The sequence below is a fragment of the Bacillus shivajii genome, assembly GCF_020519665.1.
Classification (GTDB): Bacteria; Bacillota; Bacilli; order Bacillales; family Salisediminibacteriaceae; genus Bacillus_CA; species Bacillus_CA shivajii.
Window position 1 is genome coordinate 4220540 of the sequence record NZ_CP084703.1, and the last position, 20416, is coordinate 4240955.

At 39.3% G+C, this 20416-nt stretch carries 21 protein-coding genes; 8 read left to right on the forward strand and 13 right to left on the reverse strand.

From position 1 onward, the window contains the following. Nucleotides 1-232 precede the first annotated feature (232 nt). Entirely contained in the window at nt 233-454 is a 222-nt protein-coding gene (locus LGQ02_RS20225; RefSeq protein WP_226516077.1) for a YuzB family protein, read from the reverse strand. Nucleotides 455-632: 178 nt separating this feature from the next. On the opposite strand from LGQ02_RS20225, the gene LGQ02_RS20230 reads away from it, so the two are divergent. Beyond that, complete coding sequence (locus LGQ02_RS20230; protein ID WP_226516078.1) at nt 633-1469, forward strand: octanoyl-[GcvH]:protein N-octanoyltransferase; 837 nt, start codon at nt 633-635, stop codon at nt 1467-1469. 47 nt (nt 1470-1516) lie between these two features. On the opposite strand, the gene LGQ02_RS20235 is transcribed toward LGQ02_RS20230, so the two are convergent. The 4 genes from LGQ02_RS20235 to pta all read right to left on the reverse strand — a co-directional run bounded on the left by LGQ02_RS20235 (nt 1517) and on the right by pta (nt 5847). Continuing rightward, entirely contained in the window at nt 1517-2317 is an 801-nt protein-coding gene (locus tag LGQ02_RS20235; protein ID WP_226516079.1) for an AAC(3) family N-acetyltransferase, read from the reverse strand. A 20-nt stretch (nt 2318-2337) separates the two neighbouring features. Continuing rightward, the gene (gene abc-f / locus LGQ02_RS20240) at nt 2338-4245 is read right to left on the reverse strand and encodes a ribosomal protection-like ABC-F family protein (protein WP_226516080.1); all 1908 of its coding nucleotides are present in this window, start codon (nt 4243-4245) and stop codon (nt 2338-2340) included. A 297-nt stretch (nt 4246-4542) separates the two neighbouring features. Further along, nucleotides 4543-4704, reverse strand: a complete 162-nt coding sequence (locus LGQ02_RS21560; protein ID WP_404802370.1) for an RAxF-45 family protein — start codon at nt 4702-4704, stop codon at nt 4543-4545. A 165-nt stretch (nt 4705-4869) separates the two neighbouring features. Then, nucleotides 4870-5847 carry a phosphate acetyltransferase gene (gene pta, locus LGQ02_RS20245; RefSeq protein WP_226516081.1) on the reverse strand — a complete coding sequence of 326 codons (978 nt, stop codon included), beginning with the start codon at nt 5845-5847 and terminating at the stop codon, nt 4870-4872. 337 nt (nt 5848-6184) lie between these two features. Here pta and LGQ02_RS20250 point away from each other — a divergent pair, with 337 nt between their 5' ends. The 5 genes from LGQ02_RS20250 (at nt 6185) to gerQ (LGQ02_RS20270) (ending at nt 10850) form a co-directional block, all read left to right on the forward strand. Further along, a complete protein-coding gene (locus LGQ02_RS20250; RefSeq protein WP_226516082.1) occupies nt 6185-8113 on the forward strand; it encodes an oxidoreductase in 1929 nt (642 codons plus the stop codon). Between the two features lie 12 nt (nt 8114-8125). Next, complete coding sequence (locus LGQ02_RS20255; protein WP_226516083.1) at nt 8126-8878, forward strand: enoyl-CoA hydratase/isomerase family protein; 753 nt, start codon at nt 8126-8128, stop codon at nt 8876-8878. 133 nt (nt 8879-9011) lie between these two features. Further along, nucleotides 9012-9755 carry a hydrogen peroxide-dependent heme synthase gene (hemQ, locus tag LGQ02_RS20260; protein WP_226516084.1) on the forward strand — a complete coding sequence of 248 codons (744 nt, stop codon included), beginning with the start codon at nt 9012-9014 and terminating at the stop codon, nt 9753-9755. 146 nt (nt 9756-9901) lie between these two features. After that, complete coding sequence (locus LGQ02_RS20265; protein WP_226516085.1) at nt 9902-10333, forward strand: cell wall hydrolase; 432 nt, start codon at nt 9902-9904, stop codon at nt 10331-10333. Between the two features lie 37 nt (nt 10334-10370). Next, complete coding sequence (gene gerQ, locus LGQ02_RS20270) at nt 10371-10850, forward strand: spore coat protein GerQ (RefSeq protein ID WP_226516086.1); 480 nt, start codon at nt 10371-10373, stop codon at nt 10848-10850. A gap of 390 nt (nt 10851-11240) precedes the next feature. Here the strand turns inward: gerQ (LGQ02_RS20270) and gerQ (LGQ02_RS20275) are convergent, their stop codons facing one another. The 4 genes from gerQ (LGQ02_RS20275) to LGQ02_RS20290 all read right to left on the reverse strand — a co-directional run bounded on the left by gerQ (LGQ02_RS20275) (nt 11241) and on the right by LGQ02_RS20290 (nt 13926). Then, on the reverse strand, nt 11241-11864 hold the full coding sequence (gene gerQ, locus LGQ02_RS20275) for a spore coat protein GerQ (RefSeq protein WP_226516087.1): 624 nt from the start codon (nt 11862-11864) through the stop codon (nt 11241-11243). Between the two features lie 50 nt (nt 11865-11914). Further along, entirely contained in the window at nt 11915-12346 is a 432-nt protein-coding gene (locus LGQ02_RS20280) for a cell wall hydrolase (RefSeq protein WP_226516088.1), read from the reverse strand. A gap of 835 nt (nt 12347-13181) precedes the next feature. Next, complete coding sequence (locus LGQ02_RS20285) at nt 13182-13553, reverse strand: DUF423 domain-containing protein (protein ID WP_226516089.1); 372 nt, start codon at nt 13551-13553, stop codon at nt 13182-13184. Nucleotides 13554-13623: 70 nt separating this feature from the next. Beyond that, a complete protein-coding gene (locus LGQ02_RS20290; RefSeq protein WP_226516090.1) occupies nt 13624-13926 on the reverse strand; it encodes a hypothetical protein in 303 nt (100 codons plus the stop codon). A 124-nt stretch (nt 13927-14050) separates the two neighbouring features. Between LGQ02_RS20290 and LGQ02_RS20295 the strand changes: the two genes are divergently transcribed. Both LGQ02_RS20295 and LGQ02_RS20300 read left to right on the forward strand, forming a co-directional pair. After that, on the forward strand, nt 14051-14311 hold the full coding sequence (locus tag LGQ02_RS20295) for a hypothetical protein (RefSeq protein ID WP_226516091.1): 261 nt from the start codon (nt 14051-14053) through the stop codon (nt 14309-14311). Further along, nucleotides 14268-14672 carry a GNAT family N-acetyltransferase gene (locus LGQ02_RS20300; RefSeq protein WP_226516092.1) on the forward strand — a complete coding sequence of 135 codons (405 nt, stop codon included), beginning with the start codon at nt 14268-14270 and terminating at the stop codon, nt 14670-14672. The genes LGQ02_RS20295 and LGQ02_RS20300 overlap by 44 nt, the downstream gene beginning before the upstream one ends. Before the next feature lie 24 nt (nt 14673-14696). Here the strand turns inward: LGQ02_RS20300 and LGQ02_RS20305 are convergent, their stop codons facing one another. The 4 genes from LGQ02_RS20305 to LGQ02_RS20320 all read right to left on the reverse strand — a co-directional run bounded on the left by LGQ02_RS20305 (nt 14697) and on the right by LGQ02_RS20320 (nt 20295). Then, nucleotides 14697-15008, reverse strand: a complete 312-nt coding sequence (locus LGQ02_RS20305) for a YwdI family protein (RefSeq protein WP_226516093.1) — start codon at nt 15006-15008, stop codon at nt 14697-14699. 28 nt (nt 15009-15036) lie between these two features. Continuing rightward, nucleotides 15037-16821, reverse strand: coding sequence for a M3 family oligoendopeptidase (locus LGQ02_RS20310; RefSeq protein ID WP_226516094.1), 1785 nt, complete (start codon nt 16819-16821; stop codon nt 15037-15039). Nucleotides 16822-16841: 20 nt separating this feature from the next. Beyond that, nucleotides 16842-17516 carry an NAD(P)H-binding protein gene (locus LGQ02_RS20315; RefSeq protein ID WP_226516095.1) on the reverse strand — a complete coding sequence of 225 codons (675 nt, stop codon included), beginning with the start codon at nt 17514-17516 and terminating at the stop codon, nt 16842-16844. Between the two features lie 628 nt (nt 17517-18144). Next, nucleotides 18145-20295: a PAS domain-containing sensor histidine kinase gene (locus LGQ02_RS20320; protein WP_226516096.1), complete on the reverse strand. Its 2151-nt coding sequence runs from the start codon at nt 20293-20295 to the stop codon at nt 18145-18147. Nucleotides 20296-20416 lie beyond the last annotated feature (121 nt).

Sequence of the window (20416 nt, forward strand, 5' to 3'; positions counted from 1 at the left end):
TTCGACATGAGTTAATTTGGAAAGTGAGTCATTATTGCGAGTATGGGTTTGTTATCACGTGCAGGCGGGGCCGTCTTGCGTACGATGGTCCTGTCTCGCGTGCTATGACGTTGCCTCACGTGCGATGACCCCGGCTCACGTGCGATCATTCCGGCTCACGTGCGAAGCCTTCCACATAAGGAAAAGAGGCTGACTTATTTTTAAATAAGAACAACCTCTTTGATTGGCCACATTATTTCATTCGCTTTGTCACTTTTTCCATTAGCTGTTCTTCGTCTAATGCTGCGACAGGTCGGTCATTGACGAAAGTAAATACCTTCTTACGTCCTGGTCCACAATAAGACTGACAACCAATTTTTACATCTGCTTCTGGATCGAGTTTCTTTAAACGGGGAACTAATGTTTTTATATTTGTGGCCTGGCAATCATCACAAATTCGAAATTCATTTGCCATTGTTCACCACACCCTTTATGATAAGCTTTGCGCTTTTGTTTGTTTTTTACACTAACGAACATTTTACAACGTATTCGCCTAAGATTCAACGGTAAGGTTGTCCATTTTTTCTATCATTATGGTATACTCATGTAGGAAAAATGACAGATATTACTTTTATGATGAGGAGACATGAGTGATGAAAACTGTTCACTCCCCACTTTTTCGAAAAACATGGTCTATTCTCGATCAATCCAATACAGGTCTTGCGATGAACCCGATGCAATCATTTGCATACGATGATACGCTTTGTCGACTCGTTGCTAATGAAGATGACATAGGGATCGCGCGCACGTGGGTACATGATAAAACCATCGTGTTAGGCATTCAAGATAGTCGACTACCGCATGTTCAGGATGGGATAAAATTCCTTAAAGAACACGGTTATGAAGTCATTGTTCGTAACTCAGGTGGACTTGCAGTCGTTCTTGACCCTGGTGTATTAAACATTTCTCTTTTGTTTAAGGATGGAAAGGATATGTCGATCGACCGCGGATATGAATTAATGGTTGAGCTTATGAAGGGGTTACTCTCTGAATTTAAAGAAGACATTGTTGATGGTGAAATTGCGGAATCTTATTGTCCAGGCCGTTATGATTTAAGTGTACATGGTCAAAAATTTGCTGGCATCTCGCAACGACGAATCCGCGGTGGTGTCGCTGTGCAAATATACTTAGCGGTTTCAGGAAGTGGTTCAGATCGTGCTGAACTCATCCGGAAGTTTTATGACCACGCCGTTCAAGGAGTTCCAACAAAGTACACTTATCCTCAAATCATTCCTGAAAAAATGGCTTCGATATCTGAAATAACAGGAAGAAAATATACAGTAAATGAACTTACCCATCAATTGTTACTCACACTTCAATCATTAAGTGAAAAACTAGATACATTCCAAGTCAAAAATGAACATTGGAAAATATATGAAGAAAATTATGAACGTATGTTAAAGCGAAATGAAAAGTTGATAACTGATTAAATGAGAAAGGGCTGAACCAAAATTTGGATCAGCCTCTTTTTATTTTTCTATTTCTTAAAATCTCTAAACCACTCTGTTGAAAAATCAACCGCATCAACGATTGAAAATAAACGAGCGTTTGCCATGCCAACCTTGCCTATACACACTAGGTGTTTCGATTCAAACTTTTCGCCAACTTTTTCAAACATTTCATCATCATATTCGATCTCTTGATAACTTTTCCACGTACGCTCCCCGCGATCTATGACAGGAGCACATTCCGTGACTACGTTTCTATTCCCTGCTCGGTATTCTCCTAAATGAAAACACGTATTCGTATCGTATGTTGTTCCAATAAAAAGGACTTTCGCATCAAGGTCATAAAGCTTCGCTAAGGGGGATTGTTCGCCTAACCCAAAATCAAGACTATGGTTCGATACAACACGCTCTTTATATTTTCCCCATGCAGCAAAGGATACGGACGGATGATTGCTTCGTTCTACTTTAGGGAATGACCGAAAAACATCAACAATTGCCCCCATACCGTTCGTTGGTGTATACGCAGGGTCAAATGCTGGCATCGTGTCACGAATCGTCTGCCACCAGCTATCTGGTACTGGAGGGTTTTCCCATTTAGCAGGATCACTTAAATCCCCGCTATGAGTAGGCATAACGATTGTCCCTTCTTCCGTAATGATATCCATTAATGCCTGCACGACAGATACGGATCCTCCTACTGTCCAGCCTATTGAAGATAATGAAGAATGAACAAGAACTGTCATTCCCGGTTTTAAGCCAATTTTCCCAAAATCTGACGCGAGGGTACTGACTGTCATTGGCGTTTCGGTATTTTTTATCACATCACTCATTGTTTCTCCTCCATAAATCTTTATTTTTCACAGTCTAATAATCTTTCCAAATTTGAATATAGATCTTCTCGTTCTTTTTCAAGAGCTTCCTTTTCTTCATACCACTGTTGCAATGTTTCGACATCATTTTCTTGCATGAGTTGACGATCAAGTTCTTCGATTTTTGTCTCAATCCTTTCTAAGTCAGTTTCTACTTCAATAATCGTCTTTTGTTTCTTTTTTGGATTTCTCTTTCCCTTATTTTTCTGCTCATTTTTGAGGTTTTTCTCTTCATCTGCTGGAGGTTGACTAGTTTCTTTTTTCTCAATAAACTTTTGCCTCGCGTAATCATAATTACCTTTGAAAAAATGCATCTGTTCCTCACTAATCCAATACACTTGCTCAAAAAGTTTATTTATAAAATATCGGTCGTGAGATACCGCTAAAATCGTTCCTTCGTGATCTTTTAACGTGTCTTCTAACACTTCTCTAGATTCAATATCTAAATGGTTTGTCGGTTCATCAATGACTAAAAGATTCACTTCTTGATGCATCAACTGAGCTAGTCTAAGCCTCATCCGTTCACCACCACTCAAATGGCGAAGCTTTTTATAGACAGCATGGCCATAAAATAAAAACTTGGCTAATAGGTGCCTAGATTCTGCTTCTGATACGTCTACTTCTTCACGGAATGCTTCAATAATCGTTTTCGTTTCATCTTGAGAGCTGAAAACATGTTGTGCGAGATAGCCAACATTGACTTGACTTCCAAGTTTGACTAACCCATGATCGGGCAACTCCTCTCCCAACAATATTTTTAAAAAGGTCGATTTGCCTGTACCGTTATCACCGATGAGTACAGCACGGTCCTGATAACGAATATGCATATCAACATTTTTGAATAGGACCTTTTCACGAAATGATTTGGAAACGTCGTTTACAACAATGGCGTCCGTCCCGCTCCTCCCAGAAGATTGTAAATCGATATTCATTTTCTTTCTGTTTAAGATGGGGCGTGGACGCTTTTCCATTCGTTCAAGTGCCTTCTCCATACTCCGCGCTCGTTTATGCAAGCTTTCATTTGGAGGGGTGGCCTGATTCGCCCACTCTCGCAACCGTTTAATAGCTTCTTTCATTTTCTTAATTTTCTTTTGCTGTTCTTCATATTTTTGAAACTCATTTAAGAGATTCTTCTCTTTTTCGACGACGTAGTTTGAAAAGTTCGTATGGTAGACGTTTAACTCCCCACCTTCTATGTCAAAAACTTTCGTGACGACTTCATCTAGAAAGTATCGGTCATGTGAAATGATGATGACTGTTCCATGAAATTCATTTAAAAATCTCCCAAGCCATTCTACTGCCTGTATGTCTAAATGATTTGTCGGTTCATCAAGTAGTAATAAGTTTCGATTTTGTAATAATAAGATACCAAGACTGACCTTCGTTTTTTCCCCTCCGCTTAAGGTATCAAACGGCTTTTCAAGAAGATTCGTCATATTTAACCCATGCGCTACCCGATCAATATTGGCACTCATCTCATAACCATTTTTCAATGTAAATTGCTCTTGCTTATTTCCGTATCGTTCGACTAACTTACTCAGTTTCTTTTCGTTACGTTCGAGACTAATTTCTAGTTCAATCTCATTCATCTCTCTTTCAAGGTCTACCAAATCATTAAACGCTGTTTTTAATACTTCAGCTACTTTCATTCCTGCAGGGAAGTTAGGTAGTTGCGTTAAGTAGCTGATTGACAACCCTTTTTTCCAATGAATTTCACCTGAATGAGGCGATTCACGCTTTGATAACATATTTAATAGCGTTGTTTTGCCACTTCCGTTACGACCGACAATTCCGATACGATCTTTTTCAGATACTTCAAATGTGACGTTTTCAAGAATCGCCTCACCGCTATACTTGATATTTATATGATTTCCACTACATGCAATCATTGTAGAACGAACCTCCTTTAAAAATAGGGTTTGTTACAGTTGGTTTCGGAGAAGCGAATGCCTTGTGCTCCGCTCCCGGTGGGCACTTTCACCTCCAGGCACAAGTGCGACATCCGTTTCTCATAAATGAAACAATTGTAAAATAACACTTCTTATCAACACTGAACTTTAACAGCGCCTAAAAATAAAAAAGACCATAAGGAAGAAACTCCTCATGGTCCCAAAATTTCTAATATGTCATATCATTTTACGCTAACAAAAAGGGCGAGCTAAGAAGCTCCCCCCTAAAATTACGTTTTATGAATGGGATAGAGATGTCCTTGCTGAATTTAATCTTATGAAATTGCTAAAAAAGGACATACTTGTCCCTTGGACAGCAACACCATAAAAAACAGCACGAACAATATATAAAAACGTAATAAATCGTTGACGTGCCAGTTTAAAAACAGCTTTATTCATCTCTATCCACCTCCGTTCTACATTTGTTACCTTTTATCATATCCAACCTTCACCATTCAGTCAACAGAAAATTGCGTTAATTTAAATGAGGCTAAGAGGCAACAAACAAAATAACCAGGTGCCTGGCACCTGGATATTTTTGTAACTCGTGTTCCTTTAATTAGCTTAACCTTCAAGCCCTTGCATTGCAGTAATTAATGCTAGCTTGTATACATCTTCTGCATTACAGCCACGTGATAAATCATTAACTGGTTTATTTAACCCTTGAAGAATTGGTCCAATTGCTTCAAAATTTCCTAAACGTTGCGCAATTTTGTAGCCAATGTTTCCTGCTTCTAGACTTGGGAAGATAAAGACGTTTGCTTCCCCTTTTAATGGAGAATCTGGCGCTTTTTTCGCTGCCACAGATGGAACGAACGCTGCATCAAATTGGAATTCTCCATCTAATACAAGCTCAGGTGCTTTTTCTGTAGCAATTTGTGTTGCTTCAACGACTTTTTCTGTTTCTGGGCTAACAGCTGACCCTTTTGTTGAGAAGCTTAACATCGCAACTTTCGGATCGATATCGAATACTTTTGCAGTTTTTGCCGCTTCGATTGCTGTTTCAGCTAAGTCTGTGCTATTTGGTGAAATGTTGATCGCACAATCCCCGAAAATATAACGCTCATTATCTTTTACCATCACAAAGACACCTGACGTTTTCTTTACGCCTTCTTTTGTCTTAATAATTTGTAGTGCTGGTCGCACCGTATCACCTGTTGAATGTGCGGCACCACTTACAAGTCCAGCAGCTTTCCCAACGTGAACGAGCATTGTTCCAAAATAGTTTGGAGTTTGTAAGATTTTACGTGCATCCTCTTCCGTCGCTTTTCCTTTTCGACGCTCAACAAATGCCTTCACAAGCTCCTCAAAGTCACCGTATGTTTCTGGGTCGTAAATTTCTAATGCAGATACATCTAGTTGTAAGTCGGCTGCCTTTGATTTAATTTCATCCTCATTACCGACAACAATCGGATTTAAAACCCCTTCACTTTTTAAGCGAACCGTTGCTTCTAAAATTCGTTCATCCGTTCCTTCCGGAAATACGATGGAAGGCTGTGTTTGTTGTACTTTATCAGCGATTGCTTTAAACATATCACTCATGTAAAATTCCTCCTTTATTTAATCAATACCCTCTACTACTAACAAGGATACTCCTTCTTGAAATAAAAATAAATCGAACGAGTACGTTATGGTCAAAGTTTAAATTTTCTGAATGTACACTCCTTCACAAACATACTTAAACCCTCACTATTAAAGAGTATTTAGACAATTACCAAAAATACTCAAGCATCTGGCACTTGGGTATTTTTGGCAACCGTTAGGAGGGTTGTTATTGCATCCTTAGCATTCCCGACTTATAATGAATGAATAATCAGTCATTTTGTCAGAGTATTTTGATGTTTTTGTATTTTTCCTTAAGACAAGAAGGGGGATAATTATGGGTTGTGAAGCAGTTTTTCAAGAGACGCAAGTGAAATCTTTATCGATGAGAAGCCGTGTAATCATGGGTTCTATGCATGTTGGCTTAGAGGGACTGGACAATGGCATAGAGAAGTTAACGGAGTTTTATAAAGCGCGTGCCCGGCACCACGTGGGGCTTATTGTTACAGGGGGTGCTGCCGTTAATCCAGAAGGCAGCGGTGGCTTAGACTTTATGACCATTTATGAAGAGGAAGATGTCAAACGTTGGAAACCGTTGACAGACGGTGTTCATGAGGAAGGCGGAGCGATTGCACTACAACTTTTTCACGCAGGAAGATATGCATACAAAGCATTGACGAAGTACGATCCAGTCGCCCCTTCTCCTATTCAATCACCTATTAACCCAGACCAACCAGTTGAAATGACAGAGGAAGATATCGTACGCACCATTCATGAGTTTGCTGAAGGGGCAAGAAGAGCGAAAGAGGCTGGATTTGATGCAGTAGAAATCATGGGGTCTGAAGGATACTTAATTAATCAATTCACTTCCCCTGTCACAAATAAACGCTCCGATCAATGGGGAGGCAGCTTCGAAAACAGGATTTCTTTTTCACTAAAAATTACAGAAGCTGTACGTGGAGCTGTAGGGCCTGATTATCCTGTCTTCTTCCGAATGTCAGGGCTAGACTTAATTGAAAATAGTACGACTGAAGAAGAAACGATTAAATGGGCACAAGCACTCGAACATGCTGGTGCAGATGTGCTAAATGTCGGGATCGGCTGGCACGAATCACGTGTACCGACGATATCTATGAAAGTCCCAAGAATGAAATTCGTTCCTATCGCTGAAAACATTAGACAAAACGTTTCGATTCCAGTCGTAGCTAGTAACCGAATTAACGATCCACGTGATGCTAATAAAATCTTACAAAAAGGAACCGTTGACTTCGTTTCAATGGCTCGCCCATTCTTAGCAGATGAAAAAATCTTGTCAAAAGCTTTCGAAGATCGGTATGACGAAATAAATACGTGTATCGCTTGTAATCAAGCTTGCCTCGATCACGTATTTGAAGGGCAACCTGCCTCTTGTCTTGTCAATCCCGTGGCAGGAAGAGAGACAGAATTGAAAGTAATCCCTACTACTCAAAAGAAAAAAATTCTTATCGTTGGGGCTGGTCCTGCTGGATTAGAAGTGGCAAGGGTCGCTGCAGAACGAGGCCATGACGTGACGCTTGTCGATGAAAAAGAGGAAATCGGTGGACAACTAAATTACTCAAAGAGAATCCCAGGTAAGCAAGAATTTTATGAGACGCTTCGTTATTATAACGTTCAACTCGAACTTCTTGGAGTTACGGTGCGATTAAATAAACGTATCGACGCAAACGACCCTCTCGTTCAAGAAGCAGATGAAATCATTTTAGCGACTGGAATTGTCCCTCGCACACCTGAAATTAAAGGGATTGAGTCGTCTAATACTGTTTCATACCGAGACGTTTTCGAAGAGAAAGCAAACGTTGGAGAAAAAGTGACGATCATCGGTGGAGGCGGCATCGCTTGTGACTTAGCTTTGTTTTTAAAAGAAAAAGGAGTGAAAGAAATTACTTTACTCCAACGTAGCAAGTCTTTTGCACGAGGAATCGGAAAAACGACGCGTTGGGCTACTATTATGGAAGTTCGCCAAAAAGGGGTAAAAATGATCGGTGGGATTGACCATTACGAAGAAATAAACGATACGACAGTCACGTTTAACGTAAATGGAGAAAAACAAACCCTAAAAGCTAACACTGTAATACTTGCTGCAGGTCAGCTCGTAAATAATCAATTATTGTCTGAGCTTGAAGGAAACGGCCACCATGTACGTATTATCGGCGGCGCAAAACACGCTCACGGATTAGATGCTAAACGTGCCATTTATGAAGGTGCCGTTGTCGCACGTGAACTATAAAGGAGGATTACTATGACGCTCAAAAATAAAACTGTTTTATATCAGGTTGAAAATTCTGTTGCTAGGATTACAATGAATAGACCTGAAGTAAAAAATGCGATTAATAAAGAGATGCACGAAGAACTTTACGAAGCCTTTCAAGCTGCCCGCCATGATCAAAGTGTTCGCGTCATCATTTTGACTGGAACTGATGGTTCATTTTCTAGCGGTGCAGATATTAAGAGCATCCCCATTCAAGAGCTGGATTCATTTGATCACGGAGACTACTTAGAAGAAACTTATAACCAACTTCTATTATTAATCGACGAAATTGAAAAGCCGATTGTAGCCTACATCAATGGTACAGCTGTCGGTGCAGGATTAAGTTTAGCTCTCGCTTGTGACTTTCGATATGCAGAGCATGATGCCAAAATCGCCTTAAGCTTTATCCAAATCGGATTAACCCCGGATGCTGGATCCTCATATTTCTTACCTCGATTAATTGGCTTAGGTAAAGCCCTTGAGTTATCACTTGGTGAGACGATTACGGCAGAGGAAGCATTACGTATTGGACTTATTAACCAAATCGGGGTACCAGATGAATTCATTAAAAAGTTAACGAGTGTGCCCCTTACTGCATACTCATGGATGAAGCATAATATGAAAGCAGGGATGCACCTCTCCTTAAGAGAAGTGCTTGACCTAGAAGTAGAAGGACAACGTGCTTCGGGTATGTCGAACTTTCACCGAAAAGCAGTCATGCAGTTTGTCAGTGGCCAAAAATAAATTTGCCTTTTTAATCGGGACGTTCTTTAGACGTCCCGTTTGGTTTTTATAAATAGTAATTGTATAATAGATTTGTACAAGCGTTGAATGTTTCAATGGAAATGATACATACAAGAAATGGAGTGACTTTTCAATGAGTGAAGCAGCAAAAACGTTAGATGGATGGTACTGCCTTCATGATTTTCGTACTGTAAACTGGGCAGAATGGAAGAAGCTAGATACTGAAGAGCGCGAACAAATCATTGGTGAATTTTTAGGCCTTTTAGAAAAATGGAACGTAACAGAAGAAAAACGTGAAGGAAGCCATGCGCTTTATTCGATTTTAGGACAAAAAGCTGACTTCATGGTTATGTTATTACGTCCAACAATGGATGAGTTAAATGAACTTGAAAACGCATTTAACAAAACTCGTTTTGCTGAATTTACGGTTCCAGCTTATTCTTATGTTTCTGTCGTTGAACTAAGTAACTACTTACCTTCAGACAAAGATCCTAACGAAGATCCAGAAATTCAAGCACGACTGAAGCCAACATTACCGAAATGGCAATACGTTTGCTTTTATCCGATGGATAAGCGTCGTGAAGGAAACGATAACTGGTATATGTTATCCATGGATGATCGCCGCTCATTAATGAGAAGCCACGGCATGATTGGTCGTCAATATGCTGGAAAGGTCCGTCAAATCATTACTGGTTCTGTTGGTTTTGATGATTGGGAATGGGGCGTAACATTATTTGCGCACGACGTTTTACAATTTAAAAAGCTTGTCTACGAAATGCGTTTTGACGAAGTTAGTGCCCGCTACGGCGAATTCGGTTCATTCTATGTGGGGACGATCCTTGAACAAGAAAAAATCAAATCATTTTTACACGTTTAACTAAACGTATGAGTATCTCAATAAAAATTTGAGGTACTCTTTTTTTCTAGTAAAAGGCATACCTTATCTAATGAAACATACATATGAAAATAGCGGATTACGAACTCATAAAGTCACCTTGGTAACGACGTAAAGGAGGTGTTCGTGTGGCCGTTATTAAAACAAATGAAAATGATATAAAATTACTTGCTCGTTTAATGCGTGCTGAAGCTGAAGGTGAAGGCGAGTTAGGCATGCTAAAAGCTGGAAACGTTATGGTCAACCGTGTAAGAGTAAGATGCCTCGACTTTGAAGATATCAATGATGTTGAAAGAATGGTCTATCAGTCACCCGGAGGATTTGAAGCTACCCAAAAGGGTTACTTTTATCAACGCGCTAGAGAAAGGGAAAAAAGACTTGCGAGAAAACTTGTGCAAGGAAATCGATATGGGCGAGCTGAATTTGCACTTTGGTTTTTCCGTCCAGATGCCCCTTGTCCAGAAGAGTGGTTTGGGCAGCCGCTTGTTGGTCAATATAAAGCTCACTGCTTTTATCAACCTATCTATGCTGATTGTCCAGAAGCATTTGGTACTTATTAGAGCTTCATATTCTTATTAATAAAAAGGAGAGGGTCACATGTATTCAGGAGGACAATATTCACCTTACACAGGAGCGTATGGCGCTAATCAATTCCAGCAGCAATCAGGACAAAATTTCCAAGGGCAGTACCCAGGAGGATTCCCACCTGGTGCAGTCGTTCCGCAACAGCATCAGCTTATGCAACAGCAACGTCAACAACCATTTTTTGATATGCCTGGCATGTTACCAGTTGAACAATCCTACATCGAAAATATTCTGCGCCTAAACCGAGGAAAAGTGGGTACGTTTTATATGACGTATGAACAAAATGAAAAATGGAATGCCAAAGTTTTTAAAGGGGTTGTTGAGGCCGCTGGTCGTGACCATATCATCTTAAGTGACCCCCAGACTGGAAAAAGATATTTATTACTCATGGTCAACTTAGACTATGTAACGTTCGATGAGGAGCTGGAATACGAATACCCGTTCAATGATATCGATCCTGCTGAAGCACTTGCAACATATCCACCTCGTTAATAAGCGTATTCTTCAATAAACAAAACTTGGCTTGACGTTAAAGAGATTCTTCGTAAGCGAAGTGTGCTTACATAGAAGCTCTTATGCTTTAGTGCAAGTATGAACTCGATATAATTTCGATCACGTCGTGTGATCAACGCCGAAGCCACCACATCCTGTGGAAGTAAGCCTTAGTTACGACAAGCATAACTCCATTGATTAAACTACGAGTTGCGACGAGCAAACGTAGCGGCGCAGGAGCACAAAGCTCTACATCCAAGAGCCTTCTTCGACCTGCGACGAGTAACATGGAACACAGCCTTACTCCATTTATATGTTGAAGTAAGGCTGTTTAACGTTCGTTTGGTTAGACAAATTACCATAACTTACGTTCATTATTATCAATTAAATTTACAATACATCAGCAGGGTCAACGTCATTAAAAGGATAGTCGTACTCAATTTCCTCATCAAACTCAATGTAATCTAAATAAACCATTAATAGCAGGAACCATTCTCCTGTTTGCGGATCACTAATAATAATATGGTCTCGCCCTGCTTCTTCTACTAACCCCTCAAAAACTCGAACAGCATCATCTGGTCTGCCTTCAAAAGTCATATAAACACGTACATTCTTTCCTCTATTTAAACGTAAGATGTTTTCAATGAAAGATAGCTCTAGCGGAAGCATACCGTTTGTAGGTACTTGTGGCAACGTAAATTGTTGACCTGGCATCGTTGGTTGTTGTTGACCTGGCTGAACTGGCATTTGTCTTTTACTACCGCAAGGGATTTTCAGTTTCTTAGCTTTTTGTTCACTATCTTCTTGTAATGCTTTTTGCTCCGTTTCCTCGATTTCTTGGGAGGTATTAAAACCTCCTGTATCAAATCGTTGATCACCTTGGTCAAAATTCACATTTTCTTGGACTTTCGGTTGTTGAAATTGACCTTGTGAAGGCTGCTGTGCATATTGATGTGGTGTTGGATAACCTGCATAATTTGCATATGGAAAATAAGGTTGGTTGTAATAATACATGAGACACTCTCCTCTATTTTTTTCTTTTACCCCTCTTTTGAAAAGGTGGTTTAAAAAGTTGAGTATACACTTGGGCAATCTGATTGGGTTGGGCTAAAGAAACAATGGGATTTATATCTCCCCGTGTTCCACTGCCCAAACCATTGTTCAGGGCACGGACCATCAGGTCGGAAAAACCATAAAGAAAAATCCGCTGGAGCATACCGATTCCCTCTAATCACTTTGCGGGCTAAACGAATATCCTTTTCACGAGCCCTTTGATAGAAATATCCAAAAAGCGTCGCTTCAAATCCACCTGGTTCTTGATAAACCATTTGTGGAACCGTCTTAATGTTTTCAAAATCTAAACAGTCAGCTCTGACACGATTGACCATGACATTCCCGGATGTAAGCATTCCCATTTCACCATCACCTTCAGCCTCAGCACGCATCAATCGAGCCATCATTTTTACCTCTTCTTGATTCGCCTTAATAACCGCCATTTCTTCACCCCTTTATTGGGAAAATACATTAATAACATATTATTGGACGTATTCATTGGTGCAAGCGTTTAGAAAAAATTACAAATATAGACTTCTGCCTAGGTCGTTGCTTAATTAGGGCGAACTCTTATGCGAGCTGGGCAAACACGCCCGCGTGCGCTTACTCCGTTTCACGTGCTATTATCCTGGCTCACGTGCGGTCAATCCTTCTCACGTGCGATCGCCATTCCTCACGTATTACGATAGCACTCCCCTTTAAGTATATGGGCGAAACAAATATGGGTTTGGATAAACACCTATTTTTACAAATCAAACATAAAGAAAGCTGGCCGATTGGCGAGTCTTTATGGCGGAAACCGAGGCGTAGTTGAGACGCACAGGATGTGCTAGCACCGGCGTTCCGACAGGACGTCGAGTCTTTAGCCGATAAGCCTTACTTTACACATTAAAATTTTAGCTACGCCGAGTAATCCACAGTTCTAAATTTTATACATTCGTATCAATTTCATAATTCCGTTTTTTTGCGCAATGAAGCGAATGATATTATAAATTTATCATTAAATGTACGTTTTATTTTGAAGTGATAGTAACGAAAGGCGGCGACTCCCAGAGGATCAGCGCAGTCTGAAGATCCACTTAGGTGAAGAGTAATCGAGCCTAAGTTAGCTGAAGACAAGCCCTCGGGAAAGCGTCCGTCTGAAGTGAAGTTCACGCTCATCATTCGTAATTTGGCATCATATTTTGAGTTATGAAATTAATTCATTCTTAAAAAACGCAAAAAAGGACTTAGAAAAAATCTAAGCCCAATTCCTAAAATGATATTTAACTGTTTGAATTATAGTGATAAAGCAGCAATAAAAAGCATGACCCAGCCCGCTAAAAATGCGAGTCCTCCGATTGGGGTAATCGCGCCTAATACACTAATCCCTGTTAAACTTAACACGTACAAACTTCCTGAGAAAATCAATATTCCGATAAAGAACGCCCAGCCTGCGCCATATAAAAGGCCAGATGCTCCTAGCTGCTGTATTAAAATAGCAACAGCAATGATCGCGACTGAATGGATCATATGGTACTGCACACCTGTATTCCATGTTTCAAGGTGTCCTGTCGCCTCTAGTTTAGGCTTTAAAGCATGGGCTCCAAAAGCACCTAAAGCAACAAATAAAAATGCCATGAGACTGCCAATCATTAAAAATAATTTCACTTGGAACACTCCTTTGTCCAATTTACTAACTGAACAAAGAATATCATAACTTCATGAGCGATCCAACAAATTAGCGATTATTGACAAAGACCTTTAAAGCTTGCTCCATTCGGTCCGCTTCTTCTTTTGTTGGACTATGAACAACAATGTGATCACCATTTACTTCTAAATTAACGTGCTTAAATCCTTGTTGATGCAAAAAGTCAGAAATTGCATGAGCATCTTCTTTTTCAGCAAACATCGTATGATCACCGACATAATGATGATTTACATATAGCTCATAACGGTCATCATTTAGTTTTGCCGACTCATCGCCATCTACACCGAAACGAAAAAATATTGGAAAACCAACATTCCCTGTATTTCCAAGCACATGACCACTCCTTTCATTTTAGTCATTTCCAGTTTGTGAAAATAAATGTACATATTCCATTGCTCACCTAAAAAAACTTCGATTATAATCAATTTAACCTCAGTAGGAAAGGAGCGGTCTTAGAATGTTAAAGAGAGTAAACGTACGGTCATATTCCGTTGAGGATTTCGATTCCTTACTAACGATTCAAAAGGAAGCCTTCCCGCCTCCTTTCCCAGAAGAGCTTTGGTGGACAAAAGAACATATTCAAGCACATGTTGAGTCTTTCCCTAATGGTGGTCTCCTAGCTGAAATTGATGGAATGACTGCAGGATCGGCAACGTCTCTTCGTATTAATTTTGGTGGTTCATACTTGGGAAGAAGTCGCAGACAATGGTTTCATTAAAAAGAGTCACCAGCCAGATGGAGATACTTTATACGGGATTGATGTATGTGTTCGGCCAAAGTTTCGTGGAGAAGGGGTAGCAAAAGCTCTTTACGAAGCAAGGAAAGAGTATGTCGTACATCATGGCTTAAAACGTTTTGTCGCTGGTTGTCGTATACCTAATTTTCATGAACATGCTCAATCAATGCCTGTAGATGACTATGTGGAAAAAGTGGTTGCAGGTGAAATTGAAGACCTTGTTCTAAGCTTTATAATAAAACAAGGTTTACGCGTCAAACAGATCATTCCTAACTATTTAGAAGACGAAGAATCACACGATTACGGTGTCATCGTAGAATGGAAAAACCCAAACCTTAGCTAAAAAGGTTTGGGTTCTTCGTTACGTTTAAAAATCAAATAGACTGTCACTTTGTGGTTCGTCACCATCGTCATAAATACTTTGCTTTCTCTTCGCTGGCTGTTTCTCAACACGTGCAGCTTCATCTTTCCCTCGTACATCCGCTACAGAAGCATGTTGTACTTTCGGAACCTCTTGAGTACGAACACCTTCTGAAGATAACAACAACTCACAATACGATTTCATCGTTGCTGCATGTTCACGGTAGGTCGGTGAGGAGGGCTGTTCTTCAATAACAGCTTTCAACCGTTGTAACTCTTCCTCCATTTTTTCGATGACAATCTCCGCTGGAATATTCATCCGACCTTCACTCCTTTCAATGAAACAATTATTGTTCTGTTAATTCCATAAATGTGTCTAAATCTTCCTTAATTAAATCAATTGCTTTCTGCCAAAATTCTGGGTTTGTGATGTCTACATCTAAATGTTTCTGTGCTAGGTCTTCTACCTCCATACGTCCTGTATCCCGTAGTAAGGAAATATAACGATCCTCGAAGTCTTCTCCACCTTCAGCAGCTTTAGCATATATCCCCATACTAAATAAGTAACCGAAAGTATACGGGAAGTTATAGAACGGTACACCAGTAATATGGAAATGAAGCTTTGAAGCCCAGAAGTGTGGTGAATATTTGCCAAGTGAATCACAATATGCCTCTTTTTGCGCTTCTAGCATCAACTCATTTAAACGGTGAACACTCACAAGTCCTTTTTTACGCTCTTCATAAAATCTTGTTTCAAACAAGAAACGTGCATGAATGTTCATAAAGAAAGCAATACTTCGATTTAGTTTGTCATCTAGCAGCTGTATTTTTGCCTCTTTCGTTTTCGCATTCTTCACTGTTGCATCAGCAACGATCATTTCTGCAAAAGTAGAGGCCGTTTCTGCTACGTTCATTGCATATCTTTGCGCCATTTGCGGAAGATCATTCATTACGTGCTGATGATAAGCATGTCCTAATTCGTGAGCCAATGTAGCAACATTAGAAGCCGAACCATCATACGTCATAAATATACGGGATTCCTCGGAAACTGGGAAGCTCGTACAAAAACCTCCTGGACGTTTACCTGGACGACTTTCAGCTTCAATCCAACTTTTTTCAAACGCCATTTTCGCAAAATCAGCCATTTTCGGACTGAACGAGTGAAACTGCTCTGAAATCATATCAGCTGCCTGATCATAACTAACTTCTTCTACATTTTCTGATAATGGCGCACTAATATCAACCATATCAAGGCGCTCAAGACCAAGAAGTTCAGCTTTACGCTCTAAATATTTCGTAAATGCAGGCTTATTTTCGGTAATCGTATCCCACATCACTTCGAGAGTTTCCTTTTGCATACGATTAATTTGCAGCGGCTCTTTTAATACATCTTCCCAGCCTCTCGCTTCGTAAGTTTGCAGTCTGAATCCAGCTAAGTGGTTTAATGTATTTGCAAACAGCTCTGATTCTTTTGCCCATGCCTTTTCATTTTGTTCAAACACGTGTGTTCTTACCGCTCGGTTTTTATCACCCATTTTATTTTGCGCTTGTCCAACAGATAACGTTTTTGTTTGACCATCTTCTTCAATGTCAACTGTCATTCGGCCAACAATCGTGTTGTAAAAGTCTCCCCATGCATGGTATCCGTCTACAGAAAGGGCTTGAATAAGTTTTTCCTTATCACCAGGTAGCTTATCTTTCGCATTTTCTCGACGTTCATTTAAATTGTAAATAAGAGGTTTCATATCATCTAATTCGATGAAATGCTCCCATTGTTCGTCGGAAAACGCCAACAATTGCTCATCAATTGATGTTAAAACGGCAGAGTAAAGAGAAGACAATTGTTTAATTCTCCCTGTTAATAGCTTTGCGTCATCATCTTTTACATTTTGAGCAGTGAGACAGCTTACAAATGCTCCACCTTCACGGACTTTCTTACCAATTTCTTGTGTTTCTACGATCATTTCAGCCCACGTTTCAACATTTGTTTCACCTTTCAACTGATCTAATTTTTGTTGAAATGAAACTAACTCTTTTTCTAGCTCTGTTAAAAATTGCTGATATTCTTTTGAACTGCTTCCCCCAGGGAAAATTGTATCTAAATCCCATACTTCACTAAATTTATTACCCATCTCCGTTCTCCTCCTCAATTTTAATCGTGAAATAATACTTGGCCGAGCTGTCGGATCTTGTCTGATTCGTAAATGTGGACACCTTTACTATCTTCTTTAGCAATTGCGCACATGACCGCTGCTACATAGTGAGCTTTAACAGGCTTATATTTTTCAAAAGGGCCAGCGAGAAAAAGTGAGATTGGAGCACTAACATACGAAGCCATCTTTTCTCCTGGTCGGAACTCTTCTCTCTCACCTGTTAAAAGCGACGGTCGAAAAATGTGGAGTGATGGAATATTTACTTTGACTAAAGCCTCTTCTAATTTGCCTTTGACGCGGTTGTAAAATAATCGCGATTCACGATCTGAACCAATTGCGGTAACAGTCAACATCTTATTGACTCCCCTTTCTTCAGAGAGTGTTGCGATCTTTAATGGATATGTAAAGTCGACTTTCATAAACTGTTTTTTTGTTTTTGCCTTTTTCATTGTCGTTCCTAGACATACAAAAACGTCATTAATACCAGCAAAAAGGTGTGCATATTGATCTAGTTCTTTAAAATCAATAATATATTCAGTAACCTTTTCATGTTTAAATGGGGTCTTCTTTCTTGTTATTAAGCGGATTTCATCGTACTCTTCCCTTTCAATTAGCTGCTGAACGACGTGTTTACCGATAAGTCCTGTTGCTCCGGCAATTAAGGCTTTTTTCAACCGTCTACCCTCCATCTCCTACATTTTATTAATAACAATGTATCACGAATAGATGTAAAAATAAAAGAATCTGTCGCTTTTTTCTGAAAATATGAACCCGGACGCTTTCACCTCTAGGTACAAATGTGGCATAACACACACCATCTTCGTTGGAGCCAATGAATAAGTCATTATATCCGTTCAAAAATTCCTTCGCGTTCCGCGGGCAATGCCTCAGCTAAACAGGGCTAAAGCCCTGTTGGATCTTCGCCTATTGCTTTTCCCGCTGGAGTCTTCGGATTTTTGACGGATATCCTTTTATCATATGGTTTTTAAAGGCTCTGCTCGTTTTAGGTGATTTTCAGTTAGTGCTGTTCCCGCAGGGAGTCTCGCAAGGTGTTTCAATAATAGATTTAAAAACAGAAGCACTCTTTTCCAGCTACGAGTTAGCATAGCGGCGCATGAGCACACATCCTTACAGCTCTGAGTCTTCTTCGACCTGCGACCAATTTTAAAGAGGTGAATTATGAAAATAGCTCATATATCAACATAAACAAAGGAGATAATTCAGGTGCGAATTACCTCCAAAATGAGCTGATATTTCAATTTTAAACGGAACTACTTACCTTATGATCAGCCTCTCTTATCGTTACTTTCTTAGTAAAGGTAACCGAACTGTAAATGTCGTACCTTGTCCTTGTTGTGATGATACAGAAATTGATCCATTCATTTCATTTATTATTCTATAGCTAACTGTAAGGCCAAGGCCTGTTCCACTTTCTTTCGTCGTATAAAATGGTGTCCCCAATTTGTCTAACGTTTTTTCGTCCATTCCGGCCCCTGTGTCTTGGATAGAAATGACCACTTGTTGCGATTGGCGAACATAATTCGTTTTAATTGTTAGTTTGCCATCATCGTCCATTGCATCAATGGCATTTTGGATTAAATTAATAAAGACTTGTTTTAATTTGTTCTCATCGTATAACCCAATCGGCACTTTACCTGAGAAAACCTTTTCAACGTCAATCCTTCGATGCTTTAGTTGGGTTACATAAAGAGTTAATAAGTCATCGAGCAACGTTTCAATGTTTGTCTCCTTCCGTTCTACTGAAGGTGACGGGTTTGCTATATTTAAGAGGTCGTTAATAATTGAATTAACACGGTCAATTTCAGTAATGATTATTTGATTATATTTATTGTCTTTATCCTCTGCCTGTTTATCCATTAATTGAACCATACCTCTAATTGTCGTTAATGGATTTTTGATTTCATGAGCGAGTCCAGCTGACATTTCACCTGCGACTTTTAATTTTTCAGAACGGAGCAGTTCCCTTTCCATGATTCGCTTCTCTGTTAAGTCGGAGAAAACAACAAGCATTTCATCATGAATCATTGGATTTTCTAAATTTGGTAAAGTAGTCACACTTACAAAAAAGGATCTCCGCTCATCTTCACTTGTAAACTCAATTTCAAAGGCCTTCTTAAATTTATCTCCATCAAGCTCATCAATTAAATTTAGTTGCTTCATAAATTGTTTAAATTGATCAGATTGTTCAGTTGCAACCTGCAATGGATTCTCTATTACATTCCCCCTGCATAAGGAAAATATTTCCTCACACGTTCGGTTAAACATCGTTACTTTCTTCGTTTTCCGATCAATTGCGAAAACACCATTATCGGTCGTTTCAATGATTAATGTTGATTTTTTATGGCTCTTCTCTCGTTCGCTAAGCTTTTGTACCATATGATGAAATGTACGATTCAATTGGTTAACTTCTTCATATGAATGAACCTCGTTCTTTGGCAACTGTTTACCAAGTGCAAAGTTATTCGTTGATTCAACAAGTTGCTGAATTGGACGCACTAGATAGTTAGATAACCGAATGACAGCAATTGTCGTAATAACAAGGGCTAAACCAAAGACTAATAGATATTGCATTAACAGCCTTGATAGAGGCTCATATAGCTCATCTTTATTTACAGCAACTCCTATATACCACTCTTGTTGGAAACCCGGTACCCTTTCTATTTTCGAAAACGCATGCACTTCGTTATCAGCTTCGACCGTTAGTATGTCTTGGTTTGTTGCTACTTCATTGATGGTTTGTTTTTGAAGTCCATATTCATCAAAATAGTTAATATTAAATACTCTTTCTTGATCTGGATGTGATAAAATTTCTCCTTTCGCGTTGACTAAAAATGCATAACCTTCAGAATCGACAACCCGCTGTTGTTCATTATATTCTCTTATCGTCTTATACAAGGCATCAATATCGAAAGTCGGCGCTATGATTCCAATAATTTCTTCTTCATAGTTATATACAGGTGCGGCAACAACAAACAGTTCTTGAAAAAGGTATTCTGAATGATAAATATCTGACATATATACTTGCCCTTCTAATACTTTTGAAAACCACGGACGCTTTGTCACATCAATACCAAGTAAGTCTAAATCGGAATCAGCAACGATAAGACCATCAGGGTCAACAAAAATACCACCTGAGTAAATTTGATGAATATCCAGAAATTGATGAAACTGCTCACGAATTTCTAGATTCGATCGTTCCTCATCTCTTAATACTGGATTTCTCGCTTTATAACGAACATCGTTCAAACGTTCTTGAATAAAGCTCTTTATTCCTGCTGATAAGCTTGTACTATGCAGAGATAAAGATAGCTCCACATTCTCTGTCAAATCATTTTTCTGTGTATGATAACTCATCATTCCTACTACAGTCATTGGTATAAATGTAATGATAAGAAAAAAGACGAGCAACTTCGACCTTAATGTCTGAAACATCTTGATACCCCTTTGTGATCGCTCATTTATTTAAATACATCAAATGTAAATATGTAACCTTCGTTTTATTAATATGTACATTCAAGTATTATAGTATAAAATTCAAGCTGTTTGTCGAATA

Coding starts and splice junctions, on each gene's coding strand:
- LGQ02_RS20225 (WP_226516077.1), bottom strand. CDS start 454: ATGGCAAATGAATTTCGAATTTGTGATGATTGCCAGGCCACAAATATA.
- LGQ02_RS20230 (WP_226516078.1), top strand. CDS start 633: ATGAAAACTGTTCACTCCCCACTTTTTCGAAAAACATGGTCTATTCTC.
- LGQ02_RS20235 (WP_226516079.1), bottom strand. CDS start 2,317: ATGAGTGATGTGATAAAAAATACCGAAACGCCAATGACAGTCAGTACC.
- abc-f (WP_226516080.1), bottom strand. CDS start 4,245: ATGATTGCATGTAGTGGAAATCATATAAATATCAAGTATAGCGGTGAG.
- LGQ02_RS21560 (WP_404802370.1), bottom strand. CDS start 4,704: ATGAATAAAGCTGTTTTTAAACTGGCACGTCAACGATTTATTACGTTT.
- pta (WP_226516081.1), bottom strand. CDS start 5,847: ATGAGTGATATGTTTAAAGCAATCGCTGATAAAGTACAACAAACACAG.
- LGQ02_RS20250 (WP_226516082.1), top strand. CDS start 6,185: ATGGGTTGTGAAGCAGTTTTTCAAGAGACGCAAGTGAAATCTTTATCG.
- LGQ02_RS20255 (WP_226516083.1), top strand. CDS start 8,126: ATGACGCTCAAAAATAAAACTGTTTTATATCAGGTTGAAAATTCTGTT.
- hemQ (WP_226516084.1), top strand. CDS start 9,012: ATGAGTGAAGCAGCAAAAACGTTAGATGGATGGTACTGCCTTCATGAT.
- gerQ (WP_226516086.1), top strand. CDS start 10,371: ATGTATTCAGGAGGACAATATTCACCTTACACAGGAGCGTATGGCGCT.
- gerQ (WP_226516087.1), bottom strand. CDS start 11,864: ATGTATTATTACAACCAACCTTATTTTCCATATGCAAATTATGCAGGT.
- LGQ02_RS20280 (WP_226516088.1), bottom strand. CDS start 12,346: ATGGCGGTTATTAAGGCGAATCAAGAAGAGGTAAAAATGATGGCTCGA.
- LGQ02_RS20295 (WP_226516091.1), top strand. CDS start 14,051: ATGTTAAAGAGAGTAAACGTACGGTCATATTCCGTTGAGGATTTCGAT.
- LGQ02_RS20305 (WP_226516093.1), bottom strand. CDS start 15,008: ATGAATATTCCAGCGGAGATTGTCATCGAAAAAATGGAGGAAGAGTTA.
- LGQ02_RS20310 (WP_226516094.1), bottom strand. CDS start 16,821: ATGGGTAATAAATTTAGTGAAGTATGGGATTTAGATACAATTTTCCCT.
- LGQ02_RS20320 (WP_226516096.1), bottom strand. CDS start 20,295: ATGTTTCAGACATTAAGGTCGAAGTTGCTCGTCTTTTTTCTTATCATT.